This is a genomic window from Streptomyces sp. NPDC040610, from assembly GCF_055594065.1.
On sequence record NZ_JBVIXA010000009.1, the window covers coordinates 399,488 to 420,552 of the forward strand.

The window sequence follows — 21,065 nt, forward strand, 5'->3', positions numbered from 1 at the left end:
CAAGACCCACCCCACCACCCAAGGCGCCCCCGCCAGCAAAAGTGGAACGCTACCCCCATGCCCGAAGGAGACACCGTCCACCAATCCGCCCACCACCTCCACACCACCCTCTCCGGCCACCCCCTCACCCGCTCCGACCTACGCGTCCCCAAGCTCGCCACCACCGACCTGACCACCCGCACCGTCCTCGACGTAACCGCCCGCGGCAAACACCTCCTCACCCGCGTAGAAGGCGGCCTCACCCTCCACTCCCACCTGGGCATGGACGGCTCCTGGCGCGTGTACACCCCGCGGGAACGCTGGCGCGGCGGCCCCACCCACCAGATCCGCGCCATCCTCGCCACCGCCGACCACACAGCCGTCGGCTACCGCCTGCCGGTCCTGGAACTGCTCCGCACGGCCGACGAGCACCGCGCCGTGGGCCACCTCGGCCCGGACCTCCTGGGCCCGGACTGGGACCCGGACCAGGCACTGCGGAACCTACGGGCGGACCCCGAGCGCGCCCTGGGCGAGGCGCTGCTCGACCAACGGAATCTCGCGGGCATCGGCAACATCTACAAGAGCGAACTCTGCTTCCTGCTCAGAGCCACCCCCTGGCTCCCGATCGGCGAACTCTCCGAGGAGCAGGCCACCCGCCTCCCGACCCTGGCGAAGAAGCTCCTGGAGGCGAACCGCGACCGCCCGGCCCGCACGACGACGGGCAGCACCCGCCCCGGCCAACGCCTGTACGTGTACGGCCGCGCACCCCGCCCCTGCCTGCGCTGCGGCACACCCCTGCGCTCGGCGGACCAGGGCGACCCCACCCGCAAACGCCCCACGTACTGGTGCCCGACCTGCCAACAGGGCCCCACCCCCTGACAGAACCACCCACGCACCCACGCGAACCAACCAGTTGACGCACCGTCAGATCCCACCGTACGGTCCCGCCATGCCCATAACGGCGTACGACCTCACCGACCGCACCGCGTTCGTCACAGGCGCCGCCAGCGGAATCGGCCGCGCCACCGCCGTACTGCTCGCCGAGGCGGGCGCGGCAGTGCACTGCGCCGACCGCGACGCCCAGGGCCTGAAGGAGACGGCGACGCGCATCAAGGCGGACGGCGGCACGGCGTACACGTACACCGTGGACGTCGCCGACAAAGCGCAGGTCGACGGGGCCGTGGCGGACGCGGCCGGGTCGACGGGCCGACTGGACGTCATGGCGGCCATCGCCGGGATCATGCACAGCAGCCCGGTCCTGGAGACCCGCGACGAGGACCTCGACCGGGTCCTCGGGGTGAACTTCAAGGGGGTCCTGTACGCGTGCCAGGCGGCGGCCGGGGCGATGATCGCCGCGGGCACGGGCGGCAGCATCGTGACGATGGCGTCGAGCGCGGTCGACACCAGCCACCCAGGCCTGCTCTGCTACGCCTCGGCGAAGGCGGCCGTCGTACAGCTGACGAAGACGCTGGCAGCGGAGGTCGGGGAGCACGGAATCCGGGTCAACGCCGTGGCCCCGGGGTGGACGCGTACGCCGATGACGCACCGGCACGAGGAGGAGGCGCAGGCGGCGACGGAGGCTGCGCTGGCCCGCAGGTCGCCCCTGGGCAGGGTCGGCGAACCGGAGGACGTGGCGCACGCCGTACTGCACCTGGCGTCGGACGCGTCATCGTTCACGACGGGCCAGATCCTGCGCCCGAACGGCGGCGTCGCGATGCCGTGGTGACCTGCGCCGGGCAACCCCCGCGGCCCGCCCCTTCGCCACACAGTGCACCGGCAGCAGACTCAGCCCCCACCCACCGGCGGCGACGGCCCCTTCAAGGACCCCCGCCTCGGGCGCCAGGGCGAGCCGGAAGACGGCCCACCACCACAGGGCGGAAAGCCCCAGCATCGGCGCCCACCGCACGACGCGCCACGGCACGGCTGTCACCTCCCGCCAGGAGCCGGGCCGACCGCACGGCCACACAGAGAGCCCGCCAGGACCGACGCCGGACGCGGGCTTTCCGAGTCTCCCCCGCCCCACCCGCCGCCGCATCCGAAGGGCACACAGCCACCGCCATCACCACCCGACACCAGCCCCTGAAGAACGTCCCAGAACATCCCGAGGACCAGACTCGCCAGGCGGCCACGCGGCCACGCGGCCAGGCAGTAGGCGGGCCTGCTCCCGCCTCACCAGACAGGCACGGACGGGACGGGCTGCCGCGACCCGCCACCCCGCCCCAGGGGCACCCCGCCCTCCAGGGCAGCCCACCCCCAGGGCACCCCGTCTCCCGAGGCGCCCCCGCCAGCCCTATCCGTTCTCGGCCTGGAACATCCAGTGATGCTTCTCCAGATCAGCTGTGATCTGGATGAAGATGTCCTGGCTGACCGGATCCGCGTCACCGGTGGCCCCCACCCGCTCCCGCATCCGCGTGATCACCGCGCCGAGAGCGTCCACGAGCGCCCCGACCGCGTCGGTGTCCTTGACCCAGCCGTCGGGAACCTGGCCGATGCCGCTGCTCGACGCCACCGTCCCGGCCCGCCCGTCGGGCGAGACACCGAGTGTGGAGGCACGCTCGGCGACGGTGTCGGAGTGCAGCCGGGCGGTGTCCACGACCTCGTCGAGCTGCAGGTGCACGGAGCGGAAGCGCGGGCCGACCACGTTCCAGTGGATCTGCTTGGCCACCAGGGACAGATCGACGAGGTCCACGAGGGCGCCCTGCAGCGCCTCGGACACCGTCTTCAGATCGTCGTCGGGCAACGGGCTCTTCACGACGTACATCGATTCCTCCGCGTCTTGACTGTCGTCTCGGCTGTCACAGCCAGTCGGCCGTCATCGCCAGTCGGCTGCCTTCGTGTCTCGGCTGTCCAAACAACGCCGTCCAAAACACCATCAACCATCGCGCAAGCGCTTCATTACGGCCACTTCGGGCACCGCAGGGAGGCGAGAAGCACCAGGCGACAAGGACAGAGACAGCAACAGGGACAGCAGAGCCCCGGCCGGACAACCCGGCCGGGGCTCTGTGCGCGTAAGGGGCCCGAACGTCAGGCGGCGACGACGTCGACCGCTTCCGCGGGCGCCTTGATGGTCACCCGTTCCGGTGGCACACCGGTCACCGAGACGGAATTGAGCATCGGACGCATCGGTGCGCGCACCGGTTCCGTAGCCGCTGCCGACTGGGCCAGCTCGGCGAGCGAGAGCTCGTCGCTCACTTCTCGCATGAGCTCGGACATCCGTACGTCAAGCGCGTCGCAGATCGCGGAAAGCAGCTCGGAGGAAGCCTCCTTCTGCCCCCGCTCCACCTCGGAGAGATAGCCGAGTGAGACTCGGGCGGACGAGGAGACTTCGCGCAGAGTACGGCCCTGGCGCTGGCGCTGCCGACGCAGCACGTCACCCAGCAGGCGACGGAGCAGAATCATCGGTGGCTCCCTCCTCGGACCGCGTAGCCGCATCCTTCACGCCCCACCGTACCGCCTTGCGCGGCGGCCGTGCGGGGAGCGATGTCGTGTTCACTCAGGGCTGCAAACATCAAGTCCCCCCGTTCTGTTCCGTATCCTGTGCCCGCCCGTTCCCGGCGCGTTCCTCCGAGAGCTGCCGAAGGAGCAGTCCCAGCACACTGCGTACGCTCTCTCTACGGATTTCCGTACGGATTCCGTTCAACCTCAGGCCGGCCACATTCCCCTCAGAGCGAAGCGGGGAACCCGGCCCGACGACCGCGACGAACACCGTTCCGACCGCCTGTCCGTCCTGCGGATCGGGGCCGGCGACGCCCGTCGTGGCGAGCCCCCAGTCCGCGCCGAGCAGCTCGCGCACACCGGCGGCCATCTGCAGGGCGACGTCGCCGTCGACGGCTCCGCGGGCGGCGAGCAGCTCGCCGTCCACCCCGAGGACATCCCGCTTCAGCTCCGTCGCGTACGCCGTGACGGAGCCGCGGAAGACCCGCGAGGCACCCGGCACCGACGTTACCTCGGCGGCCACGAGACCGCCGGTCAGGGATTCGGCGACGGCGAGCGTCTCACCGCGCCCGGCGAGCAGCCGCAGCACCTCGGCGGCGACCCCGGCCCCGGCATCCGCACCAGTAGCCACACCGGCCCCGGCACCGGCCCCCGCCACCGACCCCCCGGACATCACTTCGCGGCCCCCCGCTCAGGCTCCGAGCCGGACTCCTCGCGCGCCGCGGCCTCGGCCGCACGCGCCGCCATGCCCTGCCTGCGCAGCACCACGGCCTGCTTCACATAGTCCAGGCCGGTGACCACGGTGAGGACGACGGCGACCGCCATCACCCAGAACCGCAGGGTCGCGAGCGGGCCGGTCAGCGCCAGGACGTACATCCCGACGGCTGTGCCCTGCGCGAGCGTCTTCATCTTGCCGCCGCGGCTGGCCGGGATGACGCCGTAGCGGATCACCCAGAAGCGCAGCAGTGTGATTCCCAGCTCACGCCCGAGGATCACGCCGGTCACCCACCAGGGCAGGTCGCCCAGCCAGGACAGACAGATGAGCGCCGCCCCCATGATCGCTTTGTCGGCGATGGGGTCGGCGATCTTCCCGAAGTCCGTGACCAGGTTGTACGTGCGGGCGAGGTGACCGTCGAAGAGGTCGGTGATCATGGCGATGGCGAAGGCCGCCCAGGCGAACGAGCGCCAGGCAGGGTCGTAGCCGCCGTTGCCGAGGAGCAGCATCACAAAGCCGGGCACGAGCAGCAGCCGGACCATGGTCAGCAGGTTCGCGACGTTCCACAGGCTGGCCTGGTCGACCGCCGCGGCGCCCAGCTTCCCGCCGCGCACCGGCTTCGCGCCGTGCGCGCCGGAGCCGCCCGCCGCGGATGCCGGGACTTGGGTCATCTGACCGTCCCTTCGCCGACGCCCCGGGACCGGCCCGCACCGGGGCCCTCGGGGCCGGCTCCGGCCCCGTCTGCCAGGAGCTCGCACTGCTCCGCCACCAGATCCACGCCTTCCGTGCCGATCACCTTTGCCACGACCATACGGCCGACGTGCAAGGGCTCCCCAGCGGTCGCGTCCGCGAATCGGATCTGGCCGTCCGTCTCGGGCGCCTGGTGCGCGGCGCGGCCGATGGCGCCGTCCTCGTCGTCGACGGACTCGATCAGCACCTCCAGGCGCTCGCCGAGGCGCTCCTCGGCACGCTGGGAGGTCAGCTCCTCCGCGAGCCGCGAGACCCGCGCGAGCCGCTCGTCGACGGTGTCCTGGTCGAGCTTGTGCTCGTACGTGGCCGCTTCGGTGCCCTCCTCGTCGGAGTATCCGAAGACGCCGATCGCGTCGAGCCGCGCACCCGTGAGGAACCGCTCCAGCTCGGCGACGTCGGCCTCGGTCTCGCCGGGGAAGCCGACGATGAAGTTGGACCGCACACCGGCCTGCGGGGCCTTGCTCCGGATGGTGTCGAGCAGCTCCAGGAAGCGATCGGTGTCTCCGAAGCGACGCATCGCGCGCAGCACGCCGGGCGCGGAGTGCTGGAAGGAGAGGTCGAAGTAGGGCGCGACCTTCTCCGTGGACGTCAGGACGTCGATGAGCCCCGGACGCATCTCGGCGGGCTGCAGATAGCTGACCCGGACGCGCTCGATGCCGTCGACGGCGGCCAGCTCGGGAAGCAGCGTCTCCAGGAGGCGGATGTCGCCGAGGTCCTTGCCGTACGAGGTGTTGTTCTCGGAGACCAGCATGACCTCCTTGACGCCCTGCTCGGCCAGCCAGCGGGTCTCGCCGAGCACGTCCGAAGGGCGGCGCGAGATGAACGAGCCGCGGAAGGACGGGATGGCGCAGAAGGAGCACCTGCGGTCGCAGCCGGAGGCGAGCTTCACCGAGGCGACCGGGTTGCTCCCCAGGCGGCGGCGCAGGGGCGCACGCGGCCCGGAGGCGGGCGCGAGGCCCTCGGGCAGGTCCACGGGCGCGTGGCCGGGCAGGGAGACCTCTGTGCCCGCTTCCTGGCGCTCGGCGGGGCTGATCGGGAGCAGCTTGCGGCGGTCGCGCGGGGTGTGCGAGGCGTGGATGCCGCCGTTGAGGATGGTCTGCAGGCGGTCGGAGATGTCGGCGTAGTCGTCGAAGCCGAGGACGCCGTCGGCTTCGGGCAGCGCCTCGGCGAGATCCTTGCCGTAGCGCTCGGCCATGCAGCCGACGGCCACGACGGCCTGAGTCCTGCCGTGACCCTTGAGGTCATTGGCTTCGAGCAGGGCGTCTACGGAGTCCTTCTTGGCGGCTTCGACGAAGCCGCAGGTGTTGACGACGGCTACGTCCGCGTTCTCGGCGTCCTCCACGAGGTCCCAGCCGTCCGCCTCCAAGCGGCCTGCGAGCTCCTCCGAGTCCACCTCGTTACGGGCGCAGCCAAGCGTGACAAGGGCGACGGTGCGGCGTTCGGGCATGGAATCAAGACTACTTCGTCCATGCGTCGGCGCCCGCCGCCAGGGTTCACTGGTGATCGCGACGGGCGCTCGGGGCGGGGCGGGTCAGCCGACTTCCGGGTCACCCTTCGTGTACGTCAGGCGCTCGACCTGGCCCGGTTCGAATTCGTTGTCGACCGGCTTGCCGTTCACGAACAGCTTGATCGCGCCGGCGTCACCGAGCACGAGGTCGATCTTCTGCTTGTCCTGGAAGGTCTTGGTCTGGCCCTGCTTGAGCAGGCCGTCGAACAGCTGTCGGCCGTTGTGGTCCTTCACGGAGATCCAGCTGCGGCCGTCGGCGGCGTCGACCTTGACGGTCACCTTGTCCCGCGGCACCCCGGCGACGGCGCTGTCCGAGGGGTCCGGCTTGGGGTCGGCGGGCTTGCTGCCGCTGGGCTTCGGGGCGGCCTTGCTGGGCGTGGAGCCCTCGGCGATCGGCTGGCCGCCGTCGCTGTCGTCGCCGCCGCTGAACGCGGTGTACCCGACGAAGGCGATCACGGCGACGATGGCGGCCACCATGGCCGCGGTCCAGTTCGGGCGGCGCGGCTCGGAGCGGATCCGCTCGGCCTCGAACAGCGGCGCGGCCGGGGTGGGCGCGGGCGGCCTGCCGCCGTGGCCGGCGTCGTACTGCGCGACCAGCGGGGCGGGGTCGATGCCTACGGCGCGCGCCAGCGTACGGATGTGCCCGCGGGCGTACACGTCGCCGCCGCAGCGGGAGAAGTCGTCCTGTTCGATCGCGTGCACGATCGGGATGCGCACCCGGGTGGACGTACTGATCTCGTCGACGGTCAGTCCCGCGTCCACGCGTGCCTGCCGAAGGACGTGACCGATCGAGGGACGCTCTTCCGCGGGACGTGGGGCCGCGGGGCTGTCCTCTGCGAGGCGGTCGTCTGAAGGGTGGTCGTCTTCAGGGGAGTTGCCGATGGACACGGGTGCGCCTTTCGAGCGTGTAGCCACCTGCCGGACATTCAGTCTAGGGGGGCCGAGAAAGGGTGGGGCAACCGGGCGGACGGACTTTGTACGCCATCAGAATGGCCGGACATCCTGATGGTGGGACATCGTGCTGTTCTTCCCCTCAACTTGACGTGAGCCGAAGAGAAACGGTTGCTTGCGTTCTCGAACGGGTGAGCACGTCCCCGTACGGGTGAACACGACTCCCCGGGGCCAAACCGGCTCCGTACGGGCGAACCGGCTCCGTCAGGGAGCCTCCCCGCGGATCACGGCGAGCACTCCATCCAGCTCATCGGGTTTCACAAGAACGTCACGTGCCTTTGAGCCTTCGCTCGGTCCGACGATGTTCCGCGACTCCATGAGGTCCATCAGGCGGCCCGCCTTGGCGAAGCCGACGCGCAGCTTGCGCTGGAGCATCGACGTGGACCCGAACTGGGTGGAGACGACCAGCTCGGCCGCCTGGCACAGCAGGTCCAGGTCGTCGCCGATGTCCTCGTCGATCTCCTTCTTCTGCTTGGTGGCCACGGTGACGTCGTCGCGGAAGACGGGCGCCATCTGGTCCTTGCAGTGCTGGACGACCGCGTGGATCTCGTCCTCGGTGACGAAGGCGCCCTGCATACGGGTGGGCTTGTTCGCGCCCATCGGCAGGAACAGACCGTCACCCTTGCCGATCAGCTTCTCCGCTCCCGGCTGGTCGAGGATGACGCGGCTGTCGGCGAGCGAGGAGGTGGCGAAGGCGAGCCGTGAGGGAACGTTTGCCTTGATGAGGCCGGTCACGACGTCCACGGAGGGCCGCTGCGTGGCGAGCACCAGGTGGATGCCCGCCGCCCGCGCGAGCTGTGTGATGCGCACGATCGAGTCCTCGACGTCCCGCGGCGCGACCATCATCAGGTCGGCGAGCTCGTCGACGATCACCAGCAGATACGGGTACGTCTTCAGCTCCCGCTCGCTGCCCTCGGGCGTCTTGAGCTTGCCGTCGCGAATGGCCTGGTTGAAGTCGTCGATGTGCCGGTAGCCGAACGCCGCGAGGTCGTCGTAGCGCAGGTCCATCTCGCGTACGACCCACTGCAGCGCCTCGGCCGCCCGCTTGGGGTTGGTGATGATCGGCGTGATCAGGTGCGGGATGCCCTCGTACGCGGTGAGCTCGACGCGCTTGGGGTCGACGAGGACCATCCGGACGTCCTCGGGCGTCGCTCTTATCATGATCGAAGTGATCAGGCAGTTGATGCACGACGACTTTCCGGAGCCGGTGGCTCCGGCCACCAGGATGTGCGGCATCTTGGCCATGTTGGCCATCACGTAGCCGCCCTCGACGTCCTTGCCGAGCGCCACCAGCATCGGGTGGTCGTCCTCCGCGGCGTCCGCGAGGCGCAGGACGTCACCGACGTTGACCATCTCGCGGTCGGTGTTGGGGATCTCGATGCCGACCGCGGACTTGCCGGGGATGGGCGAGATGATCCGCACGTCCGGGGAGGCCACGGCGTACGCGATGTTCTTGGCCAGGGCCGTGATCTTCTCGACCTTCACGGCGGGGCCGAGCTCGATCTCGTAGCGCGTGACCGTCGGACCGCGCGTGAAGCCGGTGACGTCGGCGTCGACCTTGAACTCGCTGAAGACGTTCGTGAGGGAGTCCACCACCGCGTCGTTCGCGGCGCTGCGGGCCTTGCCGGGGCCGCCTCGCTCCAGGAGGTCGAGCGAGGGCAGCGAGTAGGTGATGTCTCCGGAGAGCTGCAGTTGCTCCGCGCGCGGGGGCAGGTCGCGGGGCTTTTCGGGGGCGGCCTTGGTCAGGTCGGGGACGCCGCCGCCCGCGGCGGCCTGGGGCGCCGCCTTCCTGCCCGGGACGGGGGCCTCGGTGGCGCGGGCCGGCGGCACGGGGGCGGACCGCTCGTGCTCCTCGCGGTCCACGGTGACGCCCTGCGTGAGGTCGGCGACCAGGGCCGAGGGCGGCATGCCGTGCATGACGGCGCCGTCGAGCGCCGCGGCCGCCGCGGCGGCCACGTCCACGGCGTCCATGGGGCGGTCGAGGTCGGGTCGCACAGACGCGCGACGCGGCCTGCGCCGCTTCGACAGCGCCTCCTCCTCCGCCTCGTCGGCCGAGGGCCCCTGCGGGCCGCTCCCGGGCTTCCTGCGGCGCCGCGCGGGCAGGGCCTCGCGCCACTGCTCGTCGTAGCGCTCGTCGTCGGTGTCGTCCTCCGAGTAACCCGCGTAGTCGGCGTACTCGCCGTGGTCCCCGTAGGCGCCCTCCCCCGCGGGCGCCTCCACGACGCCGAGCCGCACACCGAGCTGCCGCAGCCGCTGCGGGATGGCGTTGACGGGGGTGGCCGTGACGACGAGCAGCCCGAAGACGGTCAGCAGCACCAGCATCGGTACGGCGAGGACCTCGCCCATGGCCTTGTTCAGCGGCGTGGACACGCCCCAGCCGATGAGCCCGCCCGCGTCCCTTATCGCCTGCATGCCGTCGTCGCGCGCGGGCGACCCGCACGCGATGTGCACCTGTCCGAGCACGCCGACGACGAGCGCGGACAGGCCGATCACGATGCGGCCGTTGGCGTCGATCTTCTCGGGGTGCCGGATGAACCGCACGGCGATGGCCGCGAGCAGTATCGGCACCAGCAGGTCGAGCCGGCCGAAGGCGCCGGTCACCAGCATCTCGACCAGGTCGCCCACGGGCCCGCGCAGATTGGACCAGGTGCCCGCGGCGACGATCAGGGCGAGGCCGAGCAGCAGCAGCGCAATGCCGTCCTTGCGGTGCGCCGGGTCGAGGCCCTTGGCGCCACGTCCCACACCGCGGAACATCGCGCCCACCGCGTGCGCGATGCCGAGCCAGACGGCGCGCACCACGCGGTAGAGGCCGTTGGTGGGGCTCGGCGCCGGCTTCGGGGCGGGCTTCTTGGCCGCGGCCTTCTTGGCGGGCGCCTTCTTCGCCGCGGGCTTCGCGGGCGCTTTCTTGGCGGCGGCCTTCTTCGCCGGAGCCTTGGTCGGCGCGGCCGCCTTCTTCGCGGGCGTCTTCTTGGCTGCGGGCTGACGTGAGGCCATGGGTGTGAGGTTACCGGGGGAGACGACGGTGGACACGTGTGCCCACTGCTTCACCCGTCTGTGTCGCCCTTGCCGGGGCGGGAAACTGACGGGTGTTCACAGTGGGCGGGCGGGACCTGCGCGCGCGTCAGTTCTGCGACGGCACCGAAGGGGCGCCGCTGCCCGTCCCCGGCTCCAGTGCGTCAAGAGCCCTGCGCAAACCCGTGAGTTTGCGTTCGAGATGGGCTGCCGTGGCGACGGCGGCGGCGTCCGCCGACTCGTCGTCCAACTGCTTGGACAGCGCCTCCGCCTGCTCCTCGACGGCCGCGAGGCGCGCCGAGAGCTCGGCGAGCAGACCGGCGGGCTCCTTGGCCTCCGCGGCCGCGGCCTTGGCGCCGCCTTCGAGCTGGAGCCGCAGCAGCGCCGCCTGCTCACGCAGTTGGCAGTTCTTCATGTACAGCTCGACGAACACCGAGACCTTGGCGCGCAGCACCCACGGGTCGAAGGGCTTGGAGATGTAGTCCACGGCACCGGCCGCGTACCCGCGGAAGGTGTGGTGCGGGCCGTGGTTGATCGCGGTGAGGAAGATGATCGGGATGTCCCGGGTCCGCTCCCGCCGCTTGATGTGCGCGGCGGTCTCGAAACCGTCCATTCCTGGCATCTGGACGTCCAGCAGAATGACCGCGAAGTCGTCCGTCAGCAGCGCTTTGAGCGCTTCCTCCCCGGACGATGCCCGCACCAGCGTCTGATCGAGCGCAGAGAGGATGGCCTCCAGCGCCAGCAGATTCTCCGGCCGGTCATCGACCAGGAGGATCTTGGCCTTCTGCACCATGGCCCGCCCTCCTCGCCCCGGCGGTACACCGGGCGCCGCCCCAGGGGACGGCTCCCTTGCGCCGTCCGTCCTTGTGCCGGTCATGGTAGCCGCACCCCGCCTGTCGCCACACCCTGTCACCGCGATGTCACTGTGCACGTAGCAGAAACGCAGCGGCGGACCAGAAGGTTCCCCGAATACCGCGGTTCTACACGACGTCGGCCACACTCTGTCAGCAACTCCGCGTAATGGTGCGGCTTCTTCGCACCGACCGCGAGCCGCCTTCCCGCCGTACCTGAGTCGGCTTCCGGCCGCGCAAGGACCGCCGGGTCACTCCCGGTGCATCCACTGGTGCATCACCGACAACAGATGATCAGGGTCGACCGGCTTGGTCACATAGTCCGACGCCCCGGAGTCGATGGCCTTCTCCCGGTCGCCCTTCATGGCCTTCGCCGTGAGCGCGATGATCGGCAGCCCGGCGAACTGCGGCATGCGGCGGATCGCCGTCGTCGTCGCGTAGCCGTCCATCTCCGGCATCATGATGTCCATCAGGACGACGGTCACGTCGTCGTGCTGCTCCAGGACTTCGATGCCCTCCCGGCCGTTCTCCGCGTACAGCACGGACAGGCCGTGCTGCTCCAGGACGCTGGTGAGCGCGAACACATTGCGGATGTCGTCGTCGACAATGAGCACCTTCTCGCCGCCGAACTGGATGCGCACCCGCGCGACCGGAGCCTCCTGCCCCGCGCCCTCCTGCCACTGCTCCGGCGCCCCCGCGCCGGAGGCGGCCGCGGGCTGCCCCGGGACCGCCCGCGCCGGACCCGTGGCGGGCGTCGTGCCTCGGCGGCGGCGCCGGAACAGCGCGGCGGGGCCAGGAGCCGCCTGCGGGGGCGTGGCGGAGGGCGGCTGGGACTCCGGGCGCCCGTCCTCGTCCGCGGCGGTCTCCCGGGACTGCAGGGACTCCAGGGACTCCAGTGCGGGCAGCTCGGGAGTCGCGGGCGGCGGCGGGAGCTGGGTGTAGCCCTGCGGCGGCAGTTCGCTGGGGTGCAGCGGCAAATACAGCGTGAAGGTGGAGCCGCGCCCCGGTTCGCTGGCCGCGTGGATCTCGCCGCCGAGCAGCCGTGCGATCTCCCGGCTGATCGAAAGGCCGAGGCCCGTGCCGCCGTACTTGCGGCTGGTCGTGCCGTCGGCCTGCTTGAAGGCCTCGAAGATCACCCGCATCTTGCTGGCCGCGATGCCGATGCCGGTGTCGGCCACGGAGAAGGCGATCAGGTCGGCGTCGGCGTCCCGCAGCGACCCGGCTTCGAGCAGTTGCTCCCGGATGGCGTTGGGCACGTCGTTGCTGGCGAGCCGGATGACCAGTTCGACCGCTCCGGAGTCGGTGAACTTCACCGCGTTGGCCAGCAGGTTGCGCAGCACCTGAAGGAGGCGCTGTTCGTCCGTGTGCAGCGTCGCCGACAGCTCCGGCGACACCCGTACGGAGAAGTCGAGGCCCTTCTCCGCGGTCAACGGCCGGAAAGTGGCCTCTACGTAGTCGACGAGTTGGACCAGGGCGATGCGCGTCGGGCTGACGTCCATCTTGCCCGCCTCGACCTTCGACAGGTCGAGGATGTCGTTGATCAGCTGGAGCAGGTCCGAGCCCGCGCCGTGGATCGTCTCGGCGAACTCCACCTGCTTGGGCGTGAGGTTCGCGTCGGCGTTGTCGGCGAGCAGCTTGGCGAGGATGAGCAGCGAGTTGAGCGGGGTGCGCAGCTCGTGCGACATGTTCGCCAGGAACTCGGACTTGTAGCGCATCGACACCGCGAGCTGCTCGGCGCGCTCCTCAAGGACCTGCCGGGCCTCTTCGATCTCGGTGTTCTTGACCTCGATGTCGCGGTTCTGCTGGGCGAGCAGCGCCGCCTTGTCCTCCAGCTCGGCGTTGGACTCCTGCAGCGCCTTCTGCCGGTTCTCCAACTCCGCGGAGCGCTCCCGCAGTTGCTCGGTGAGCTCCTGCGACTGCTTGAGCAGGATCTCCGTCTTCGTGTTGACGCTGATGGTGTTGACGCTCGTCGCGATCATCTCGGCGATCTGGCTGAGGAAGTCCTTCTGGATGTGCGTGAACGGCTGGAAGGACGCCAGCTCGATGACGCCGAGCACCTTGCCTTCGAAGAGCACCGGCAACACGATGACCTGCGCCGGGGGCGCCTCACCGAGCCCGGAGGCGATCCGCAGATAGCCGGACGGGGCGTTCTCCACGAGGATCGTGCGCCGCTCCTTGGCGGCCGTGCCGATCAGCGTCTCCCCCGGCCGGAACGACGTCGGCATCGACCCCATCGAATAGCCGTAGCTGCCGAGCATGCGCAGTTCGTACGCGTCCTCGTCACCGCCGAGGTCACTCGCGTCGTCGGTCGGCATGGCCAGGAAGAACGCGCCGTGCTGCGCCGAGACGACCGGCGTCAGCTCGCTCATGATCAGCGAGGCCACGTCCTCCAGGTCGCGGCGGCCCTGCATCAGGCCGGAGATCCGCGCCAGGTTGCCCTTGAGCCAGTCCTGCTCCTTGTTGGCGAGGGTGGTGTCGCGGAGGTTCGCGATCATCGTGTTGATGTTGTCCTGGAGGACCTGGATCTCGCCCGCCGCGTCCACGTCGATCTTCAGGTTGAGGTCGCCGCGCGTCACCGCCGTGGCGACGGCCGCGATGGCGCGCACCTGCCGGGTGAGGTTCCCGGCCATCTCGTTCACGGACTCCGTCAGGTCCCGCCAGGTCCCGTCGACGTCCCGCACCCGCGCCTGACCGCCCAGCTGCCCCTCGGTGCCCACCTCGCGGGCGACCCGGGTGACCTGCTCGGCGAACGAGGAGAGCTGGTCGACCATCGTGTTGATGGTGGTCTTGAGCTCCAGGATCTCGCCGCGCGCGTCGATGTCGATCTTCTTGGTGAGGTCGCCCTTGGCGATGGCCGTCGTGACCATCGCGATGTTGCGCACCTGCCCGGTCAGGTTGGACGCCATCCCGTTCACGGACTCGGTGAGGTCCTTCCACGTACCCGAGACTCCCGGGACGCGGGCCTGCCCGCCGAGGATGCCGTCCGTGCCCACTTCACGGGCCACCTTGGTGACCTGGTCGGCGAACGAACTCAGCGTCTTCACCATCGTGTTGAAGGTGTCGGCGAGCTGCGCGACCTCGCCGCGCGCCTCGATCGTCACCGTCTTCGTGAGGTCGCCGTTGGCGACGGACGCGGCGACCTGCGAGATGTTGCGCACCTGCATGGTCAGGTTGTTGGCCATCAGGTTGACGTTGTCGCTGAGGTCCTTCCAGATGCCCGTGACGCCGACCACCCGCGCCTGGCCGCCCAGCTTGCCCTCCGTGCCCACCTCACGGGCCACCCGCGTGACCTGCTCCGCGAACGACGACAGCTGGTCGACCATCGTGTTCACGGTCGTGACGAGCTCGAGGATCTCGCCCTTGGCGTCGACGGTGATCTTCTTGGACAGGTCACCCATGGCGACAGCCGTGGTGACCTCGGCGATGTTGCGCACCTGGAGGGTCAGGTTGTTCGCCATGCCGTTCACGGACTGCGTCAGGTCCTTCCACGTACCCGACACGCCCTGCACCTCTGCCTGCCCGCCGAGGATGCCGTCCGTACCCACCTCGCGGGACACCCGCGTCACCTGTTCGGCGAAGGCCGACAGCTGGTCCACCATCGTGTTGAGGGTGTTCTTCAGCTCCAGGATCTCGCCCCGGGCGTCCACATCGATCTTCTGCGACAGGTCACCGCGGGCGACCGCCGTCGCGACCTGCGCGATGTTGCGCACCTGAGCCGTGAGGTTCCCGGCCATGCCGTTCACCGAGTCGGTCAGGTCGCGCCACACACCGGCGACGCCCGGCACCTGCGCCTGGCCGCCGAGGCGCCCTTCCGTGCCCACTTCCCGCGCCACGCGCGTCACCTGGTCGGCGAACGCGGAGAGCTGGTCCACCATCGTGTTGATGGTGTTCTTCAGCTCCAGGATCTCCCCGCGCGCGTCCACGTCGATCTTCTGCGACAGGTCACCGCGGGCGACCGCCGTCGTCACCTGGGCGATCTGGCGCACCTGCGAAGTCAGGTTCCCCGCCATGAAGTTGACGGAGTCCGTGAGCTCCTTCCACGTACCGCTGACGCCGTCCACGCGCGCCTGGCCGCCGAGCCGCCCCTCCGTGCCCACGTCCCGCGCCATCCGCGTGACCTGGTCGGCGAACGACGACAGCTGGTCCACCATCGTGTTCACGGTGTTCTTCAGCTGGAGCATCTCTCCGGAGACGTCGACCGTGACCTTCTGGGAGAGGTCTCCGTTGGCCACCGCCGTCGTCACCTGCGCGATGTTGCGCACCTGCCCGGTGAGGTTGCGGAAGGCGGTGTTCACCGAGTCGGTGAGGTCCTTCCACGTCCCGGCGGCGCCCGGCACCTGCGCCTGCCCGCCGAGCTCGCCCTCGACACCGACCTCGCGCGCCACCCGCGTCACCTCGGCACCGAACGCGGAGAGCTGGTCCACCATCGTGTTGACGGTGTTCTTCAACTCCAGCATCTCGCCCGCGACATCGACGGTGACCTTCTGCGACAGGTCGCCGTTGGCCACCGCCGTCGTCACCTGCGCGATGTCCCGCACCTGCGTCGTCAGGTTCCTGAACACCGTGTTGACGGAGTCGGTCAGGTCCTTCCACGTCCCGGCCGCACCCGGCACATTGGCCTGCCCGCCGAGCTGCCCCTCCGCGCCGACCTCGTTGGCGACGCGCGTGACCTCGTCCGCGAACGTCCGCAGCGTCTCCGTCATCTGGTTGATGGTCTCGGCGAGCTGGGCCACCTCGCCGCGCGCGCTCACCCGCACCTTCTGCGACAGATCGCCGTTCGCGACGGCCGTCGTGACCTGCGCGATGCCCCGCACCTGCGCGGTCAGGTTGCCCGCCATCAGGTTCACCGAGTCGGTGAGGTCCTTCCACACACCCGCGACACCCGGCACCTGCGCCTGCCCGCCGAGCTCGCCCTCCGTGCCGACCTCCCGCGCGACCCGGGTCACCTCGGAGGAGAACGAGGACAGCTGGTCCACCATCGTGTTGACGGTGTTCTTCAGCTCCAGCATCTCGCCGGCCACATGCACCGTGACCTTGCGGGACAGATCTCCCTTGGCGACCGCCGTCGTCACCAGGGCGATGTCACGCACCTGCGCCGTCAGCCGGTACGCCATCGTGTTGACCGAGTCCGTGAGGTCCTTCCACGAACCGGACATACCGCGCAACCGGGCCTGCCCGCCGAGCTTGCCCTCCGTGCCGACCTCGCTGGCCACGCGCGTGACCTCGTCCGTGAACGTGGACAGCTGGTCGACCAGGTTGTTGACCGTGCGCCCGACCTTCAGGAACTCACCGCGCAGCGGATGGCCGTTGCCCTCGTCCGCCTCCGCGCGCAGCTCCATGCGCTGCTCCAGGTCGCCCTCCGCGACCGCGGAAAGCACCCGGCCGACCTCGGAGACAGGCCGTACGAGATCCTCCACGAGGGCGTTCGAGGCGTCGATCGCCGCCGCCCAGGAGCCCTCCATGGCCCCGCCCTGCAGCCGCTCTGTGAGCTTTCCCTCACGCCCCACCGTGCGCCGCACCCGCGACAGCTCACCGGTGAGGTGGAGATTGCGGTCGGCGACCTCGTTGAAGACGGCGGCGATCTCCGACATCACATCGTCGCCCGAGACCGTCAGGCGCTTACGGAAGTTCCCGTCCCGCATCGCCACCAGGGCGACAAGCAGCCTGTTGAGGGCCGCGGCGTCCACCGTGGCCGTCGTCCCGTTCCGCGGCTTGCGCTGACTGCTCAGGGACCGTCCGTCTTTCGCGCGCGTCTTGGTGGCACGCGTCGCAGCGCCAGACTCCACTGTGTCCCTCCCGCAAGGGTCGACCGTACTGCTGGGGCTCCATCTGGAAGCGTCCCCAGTGTTTCACCATGGCCGAACCAGGCCATAACAGTTCGGCAGCTTCGCACACCGTCCGCACACCCTCCGGGCGGAAACACTGGCGACCGGCATCAGCTTGGACGGCGAAGGTAAGTAACCTGGCATCCGGCTGTCCAACCACCCCGGTCCTGCCCGGCCAGGGCGGTGGCACACATAAACAGCGGGCATCGGAGGGGCGGCCGCACCATGGGACTGCAGATTCCCGGGGGACAACGGACGAGGAGCTCTGTGATCACCGCGCGCGCGGCTGCGACTTTCGAACCCGTCGGGCGTTCCGTCGCGACGGCCCGTTCGTTCGTCAGAGACACCCTCCAGGGCTGGGGGTTCTCCGACATCGTCGACGACGCGGTCGTTCTGACCAGTGAACTCGTCACGAACGCCGTCGTCCACGCGGGCACCGCCGCCGACGTCCTGTGTCTGCGCACCGAGGACGCCGTCCGCATCGAGGTCTCCGACCACTATCCCGAGCGTGAGATCCCCCTCCAGAACTCCCCGGCGACCATGGGCAGCCCCGACCGCGAGGGCGGCCGCGGCCTCCAGCTCTGCGCCGCGCTCGCCACCCGCTGGGGCGTCGACTACACCTCGACCCACAAGCAGGTCTGGTTCCAACTCAACCTGCCCGACCGCCCCGTCGGCACCCGCGCCGCCGGCCCCGCCCTCCCGGCCGACCTCCTCCCGATCACCGACGGCCGCGTCCGCGTCGCCGTCGTCCAGATCGACCGCGCGGGCGCCATCTCCGCGTGGAACGAGGACGCCGAGGAACTCTTCGGGTACGTCGCCGAGCAGGTCACCGGCAAGCCCCTCACCGACCTCGCCGCCTGGCCGCACACCCCCGGCACCAGCACCGGCATCGTCGACGCCCTCCAGCTCTCCCGCTGGGAGGGCAGCTACGGCATCCGCGACTCCGGCGGCCGCGTCATCCCCGTCTACGCCTCGCACCTGCGCGTGCGCGACACCGACGGCGAGCCCTCCACGGTCTGCCTTCTCGTACGCGACGACGAGCGCGCCGTCCTGCAGACCCCGCTGCGCGGCCCCTCCCCCGAGTCCGGCACCCTCAGCGAGCCACGCGCCGCCGACCCCTTCGAAGTCTTCATCGGCTCCCCCGCCCCCGAGGACCTGGACGGCCTCCTGCAGCGCACGGTCGAGCGCGCCCGCGACATGCTCGACGGCGACGCGGCCTTCCTGCTCCTGGCCACGGACGACGAGACGGAGCTGGAGGTCCGCGCCTCCACGGGCCTGCCGTCGGCCCGCCAGCGCTTCGCCCGCGTCCCCGTGGAGGCGGGCCCCGGCCGGTACGGCTCCGCCCGCCTCCCGGCCGTCCACGAGGACCTCACGGTGGTCCCGGGCGCCGTCCCACTGCTCAACAGCACCGGCATGCGCTCGGTCGTCACGGTCCCGCTGAAGGTCGAGGGCCGCCTCACGGGCTCGCTCGGTGTCGCCGCCGAGGCCCCCGACCGGTACTCGAACGAAGAGGCCCTGCGCCTGCAGTTCGCCGCCGACCGCATCGCCCTCGCCGTCGAGTCGGCCCGCCTCGGCGAGCTGGAACGCCTGCGCCGCGGCTCCCTGTCCTTCCTCGTGGAGGCCTCCGACCTGCTCGCGGGCACCCTCGACCGCGACCAGACCCTGGCCCTCATGGCCCAGATGACCGTGCCGACGCTCGCCACGTGGTGCGCCGTCTACACGATCGCCGACCAGGCGTCGGAGCCGTATCTCTCGTACGTCCTGCACGAGGACGAGGAGCGCATCGACGGCCTCAAGGCCCTCCTCACGAAGGTCGCCCCGCCGGACCCGGTCCCAACCCCGGGTGCCCGCGTCTGGACGGCCCCTTCCGACGCCGCACACCAGGCCGCCCTGCGCACGTCGATGCGCAACCTCGGCCTCGGCGAGCCGATGTCGGTCGGCGCGGGCATCGGCACGACCTTGTCGACGGCCTCCGCGGTGGGCGGCGAGACGGTGGTTCTGCCCCTGGTCGCCCGCAACCGCGTCATCGGCATGCTGGTGCTCGGCAAGCCGTCCGACGAGCACTTCCGCCAGGAGATCCTGGAGCTCGCCGAGGACCTGTCCCGCCGTGCCGCCCTGGCCCTGGACAACGCCCGCCTGTACTCGGAACGCATGGCGATCAGCCAGTCCCTCCAGCGCAGCCTGCTCCCGCCCGGCCTGCCCCAGGTCCCGGGCGTCGAGGTTGAGGTCATCTACCGCGCGGCCGGCGAGGGCAACGAGGTCGGCGGTGACTTCTACGACCTCTTCCCGATCCGCGACGGCGCGTACGGCTTCGCGATCGGCGACGTCTGCGGCACGGGCCCGGAGGCGGCCGCGGTCACGGGCCTGGCCCGGCACGCCCTGCGCCTGCTGGCCCGCGAGGGCTTCGGCGGCCCCGCGGTCCTGGAGCGCCTGAACGCGGCGATCCTCGACGAGGGCGCCCGCAGCCGCTTCCTGACGCTCCTGTACGGCGAGTTGTGGCCCCAGGAGGACGGCTCTGCGGTCCTGAAGATCGTCTGCGCCGGCCATCCCCTGCCGCTGCGCCTGCGCCAGGACGGCACGGTGGAGCCGTACGCGGAGCCGCAGCCCCTGCTCGGCGTCATGGACGACCTGGAGCTGTACGAGCAGACGGTGACGCTGGATCCCGGGGATGTCCTGCTGTGCGTCACGGACGGCGTGACGGAGCGCCGCGAGGGCACGCGCATGCTGGGCGACGACGGCCTCGCCGATGTCCTCACGACGTGCACGGGGCTCACGGCGGGCGCGGTGGCGGCCCGCATCATGCGTGCGGTGGAGCGCTTCGCGTCGGACGCCCCGTCGGACGACATGGCGATCCTGGCCATGCGCGTTCCCGGCCTCGACGACTGACCGACGACCGCCCCCTCCGACGGAGGGGGCCCACAACAAAGAAGGCCACCGTCCCCAGGACGATGGCCTTCTCTCTTTCCTTCAATCTCTGAGCCCCCAAGCGGAATCGAACCGCTGACCTTCTCCTTACCATGGAGACGCTCTACCGACTGAGCTATAGGGGCCAATTGCGTTCTGCGCGGTTTCCCGCGCGGCAACGGAATAGATCATACCCGAACATCGGGCGCCTCAGAACCGCCGTCTCCTCACGGCCGTCTCCTCATGCGCCGAGCAACTGGCCGGATCCGGCCGGATTCAGAATGCGGGCTGCAGCAGCCCGCCGAGCGCGTTGCACGCCGACACGATCCGCTGGAGTTCCCGTCGCGTCAACGAGGCGTCCACGGGCAGCGCGAGCGTCTCGTCGGCGGCCCGCTCGGTCTGCGGCAGTTCCACGTCCCGCCAGTACTTCGGCGTCCGGTGCAGCGGCGTCTTCACGGGTACGTGGCAGTCAACTCCCCTGGCCTGTACGGCGCGCGCGAACGCGTCGCGGTCCGGCCGCCCGTTCCCGGGCACCCGCACGACGTACTGGTGGCTGTGTGCGGCTCCTCCGGCCGGCGTTATCACTCCGGTGAGGCGCCCGTTCAGATACGAGGCGTACGCCTGCCGCTGCGCGATCCCGTCACGCGGCGCGTCCGGCTCCGCGTGCTCCAGTACGAGGAGCCCGTGCCGCTGTCCGACGGCGTGCAGCCCGGCGATGTCCGCCTGGTTCCCGAAGCGGTGTACGGCGACCACAGCGGCCGTGCGGGGGGTGACGACGGCGTCGACCGCCTCGGGGTCGAGGCAGTACGTCCGTGGGTCGATGTCCGCGAACACGGGCATGGCGCCCGCGAGCACGGCGGCCTCGGCCACTTCGGCGTTCCCGTAGGCGGGGACGACGACCTCGTCCCCGCTGCCGACTCCTGCGGCTCGCAGCATCGCAAGTGTTCCCATGTCTGCGGATGTTGGTCGCGCAACGTGAACGGGGAGTAACGCGCAACAAAAAAGAGCTGGTCCCTGAACCGAAGTTCAGGGACCAGCTCTTTTATCAAATTTAGTTCGGCGGCGTCCTACTCTCCCACAGGGTCCCCCCTGCAGTACCATCGGCGCTGTAAGGCTTAGCTTCCGGGTTCGGAATG

At 70.4% G+C, this 21,065-nt stretch carries 12 protein-coding genes, 1 tRNA gene, 1 rRNA gene and 1 pseudogene; 3 read left to right on the forward strand and 12 right to left on the reverse strand.

Annotated elements, in window-relative coordinates:
• Positions 1-57 precede the first annotated feature (57 nt).
• Complete coding sequence (locus ACZ6AA_RS29355; protein WP_468483065.1) at positions 58-858, forward strand: Fpg/Nei family DNA glycosylase; 801 nt, start codon at positions 58-60, stop codon at positions 856-858.
• A 70-nt stretch (positions 859-928) separates the two neighbouring features.
• Positions 929-1,705: an SDR family NAD(P)-dependent oxidoreductase gene (locus ACZ6AA_RS29360; protein ID WP_468456337.1), complete on the forward strand. Its 777-nt coding sequence runs from the start codon at positions 929-931 to the stop codon at positions 1,703-1,705.
• Between the two features lie 564 nt (positions 1,706-2,269).
• Here the strand turns inward: ACZ6AA_RS29360 and ACZ6AA_RS29365 are convergent.
• The 9 genes from ACZ6AA_RS29365 to ACZ6AA_RS29405 form a co-directional block, all read right to left on the reverse strand.
• Complete coding sequence (locus ACZ6AA_RS29365; RefSeq protein ID WP_030362857.1) at positions 2,270-2,740, reverse strand: Dps family protein; 471 nt, start codon at positions 2,738-2,740, stop codon at positions 2,270-2,272.
• A gap of 263 nt (positions 2,741-3,003) precedes the next feature.
• A complete protein-coding gene (locus tag ACZ6AA_RS29370) occupies positions 3,004-3,378 on the reverse strand; it encodes a helix-turn-helix domain-containing protein (RefSeq protein ID WP_030362858.1) in 375 nt (124 codons plus the stop codon).
• Positions 3,379-3,487: 109 nt separating this feature from the next.
• Positions 3,488-4,003 (reverse strand): CinA family protein, encoded by a 516-nt coding sequence (locus ACZ6AA_RS29375; protein WP_471460827.1) that lies wholly within the window; start codon positions 4,001-4,003, stop codon positions 3,488-3,490.
• A gap of 83 nt (positions 4,004-4,086) precedes the next feature.
• Positions 4,087-4,800: a CDP-diacylglycerol--glycerol-3-phosphate 3-phosphatidyltransferase gene (pgsA, locus tag ACZ6AA_RS29380; protein WP_468456341.1), complete on the reverse strand. Its 714-nt coding sequence runs from the start codon at positions 4,798-4,800 to the stop codon at positions 4,087-4,089.
• Positions 4,797-6,326 carry a 30S ribosomal protein S12 methylthiotransferase RimO gene (rimO, locus tag ACZ6AA_RS29385; protein ID WP_468456343.1) on the reverse strand — a complete coding sequence of 510 codons (1,530 nt, stop codon included), beginning with the start codon at positions 6,324-6,326 and terminating at the stop codon, positions 4,797-4,799. The genes pgsA and rimO overlap by 4 nt, the downstream gene beginning before the upstream one ends.
• An 84-nt stretch (positions 6,327-6,410) precedes the next feature.
• On the reverse strand, positions 6,411-7,274 hold the full coding sequence (locus ACZ6AA_RS29390) for a helix-turn-helix domain-containing protein (RefSeq protein WP_468456345.1): 864 nt from the start codon (positions 7,272-7,274) through the stop codon (positions 6,411-6,413).
• 267 nt (positions 7,275-7,541) lie between these two features.
• A complete protein-coding gene (locus ACZ6AA_RS29395) occupies positions 7,542-10,331 on the reverse strand; it encodes an FtsK/SpoIIIE family DNA translocase (RefSeq protein WP_471460777.1) in 2,790 nt (929 codons plus the stop codon).
• 127 nt (positions 10,332-10,458) lie between these two features.
• The gene (locus ACZ6AA_RS29400; protein ID WP_468456349.1) at positions 10,459-11,142 is read right to left on the reverse strand and encodes a response regulator; all 684 of its coding nucleotides are present in this window, start codon (positions 11,140-11,142) and stop codon (positions 10,459-10,461) included.
• Positions 11,143-11,451: 309 nt separating this feature from the next.
• Positions 11,452-16,986, reverse strand: coding sequence for a HAMP domain-containing protein (locus ACZ6AA_RS29405; protein ID WP_468456351.1), 5,535 nt, complete (start codon positions 16,984-16,986; stop codon positions 11,452-11,454).
• Between the two features lie 264 nt (positions 16,987-17,250).
• Here ACZ6AA_RS29405 and ACZ6AA_RS29410 point away from each other — a divergent pair, with 264 nt between their 5' ends.
• Complete coding sequence (locus tag ACZ6AA_RS29410) at positions 17,251-19,911, forward strand: SpoIIE family protein phosphatase (RefSeq protein WP_468456353.1); 2,661 nt, start codon at positions 17,251-17,253, stop codon at positions 19,909-19,911.
• A gap of 91 nt (positions 19,912-20,002) precedes the next feature.
• On the opposite strand, the gene ACZ6AA_RS29415 is transcribed toward ACZ6AA_RS29410, so the two are convergent.
• The 3 genes and pseudogenes from ACZ6AA_RS29415 to rrf form a co-directional block, all read right to left on the reverse strand.
• Positions 20,003-20,075: transfer RNA gene (locus ACZ6AA_RS29415), tRNA-Thr, on the reverse strand.
• 130 nt (positions 20,076-20,205) lie between these two features.
• Positions 20,206-20,892 (reverse strand): annotated as a pseudogene (locus ACZ6AA_RS29420) (DegT/DnrJ/EryC1/StrS family aminotransferase); the annotation flags it as partial.
• A 91-nt stretch (positions 20,893-20,983) separates the two neighbouring features.
• Positions 20,984-21,065 (reverse strand): 5S ribosomal RNA (gene rrf, locus ACZ6AA_RS29425); the annotation flags it as partial.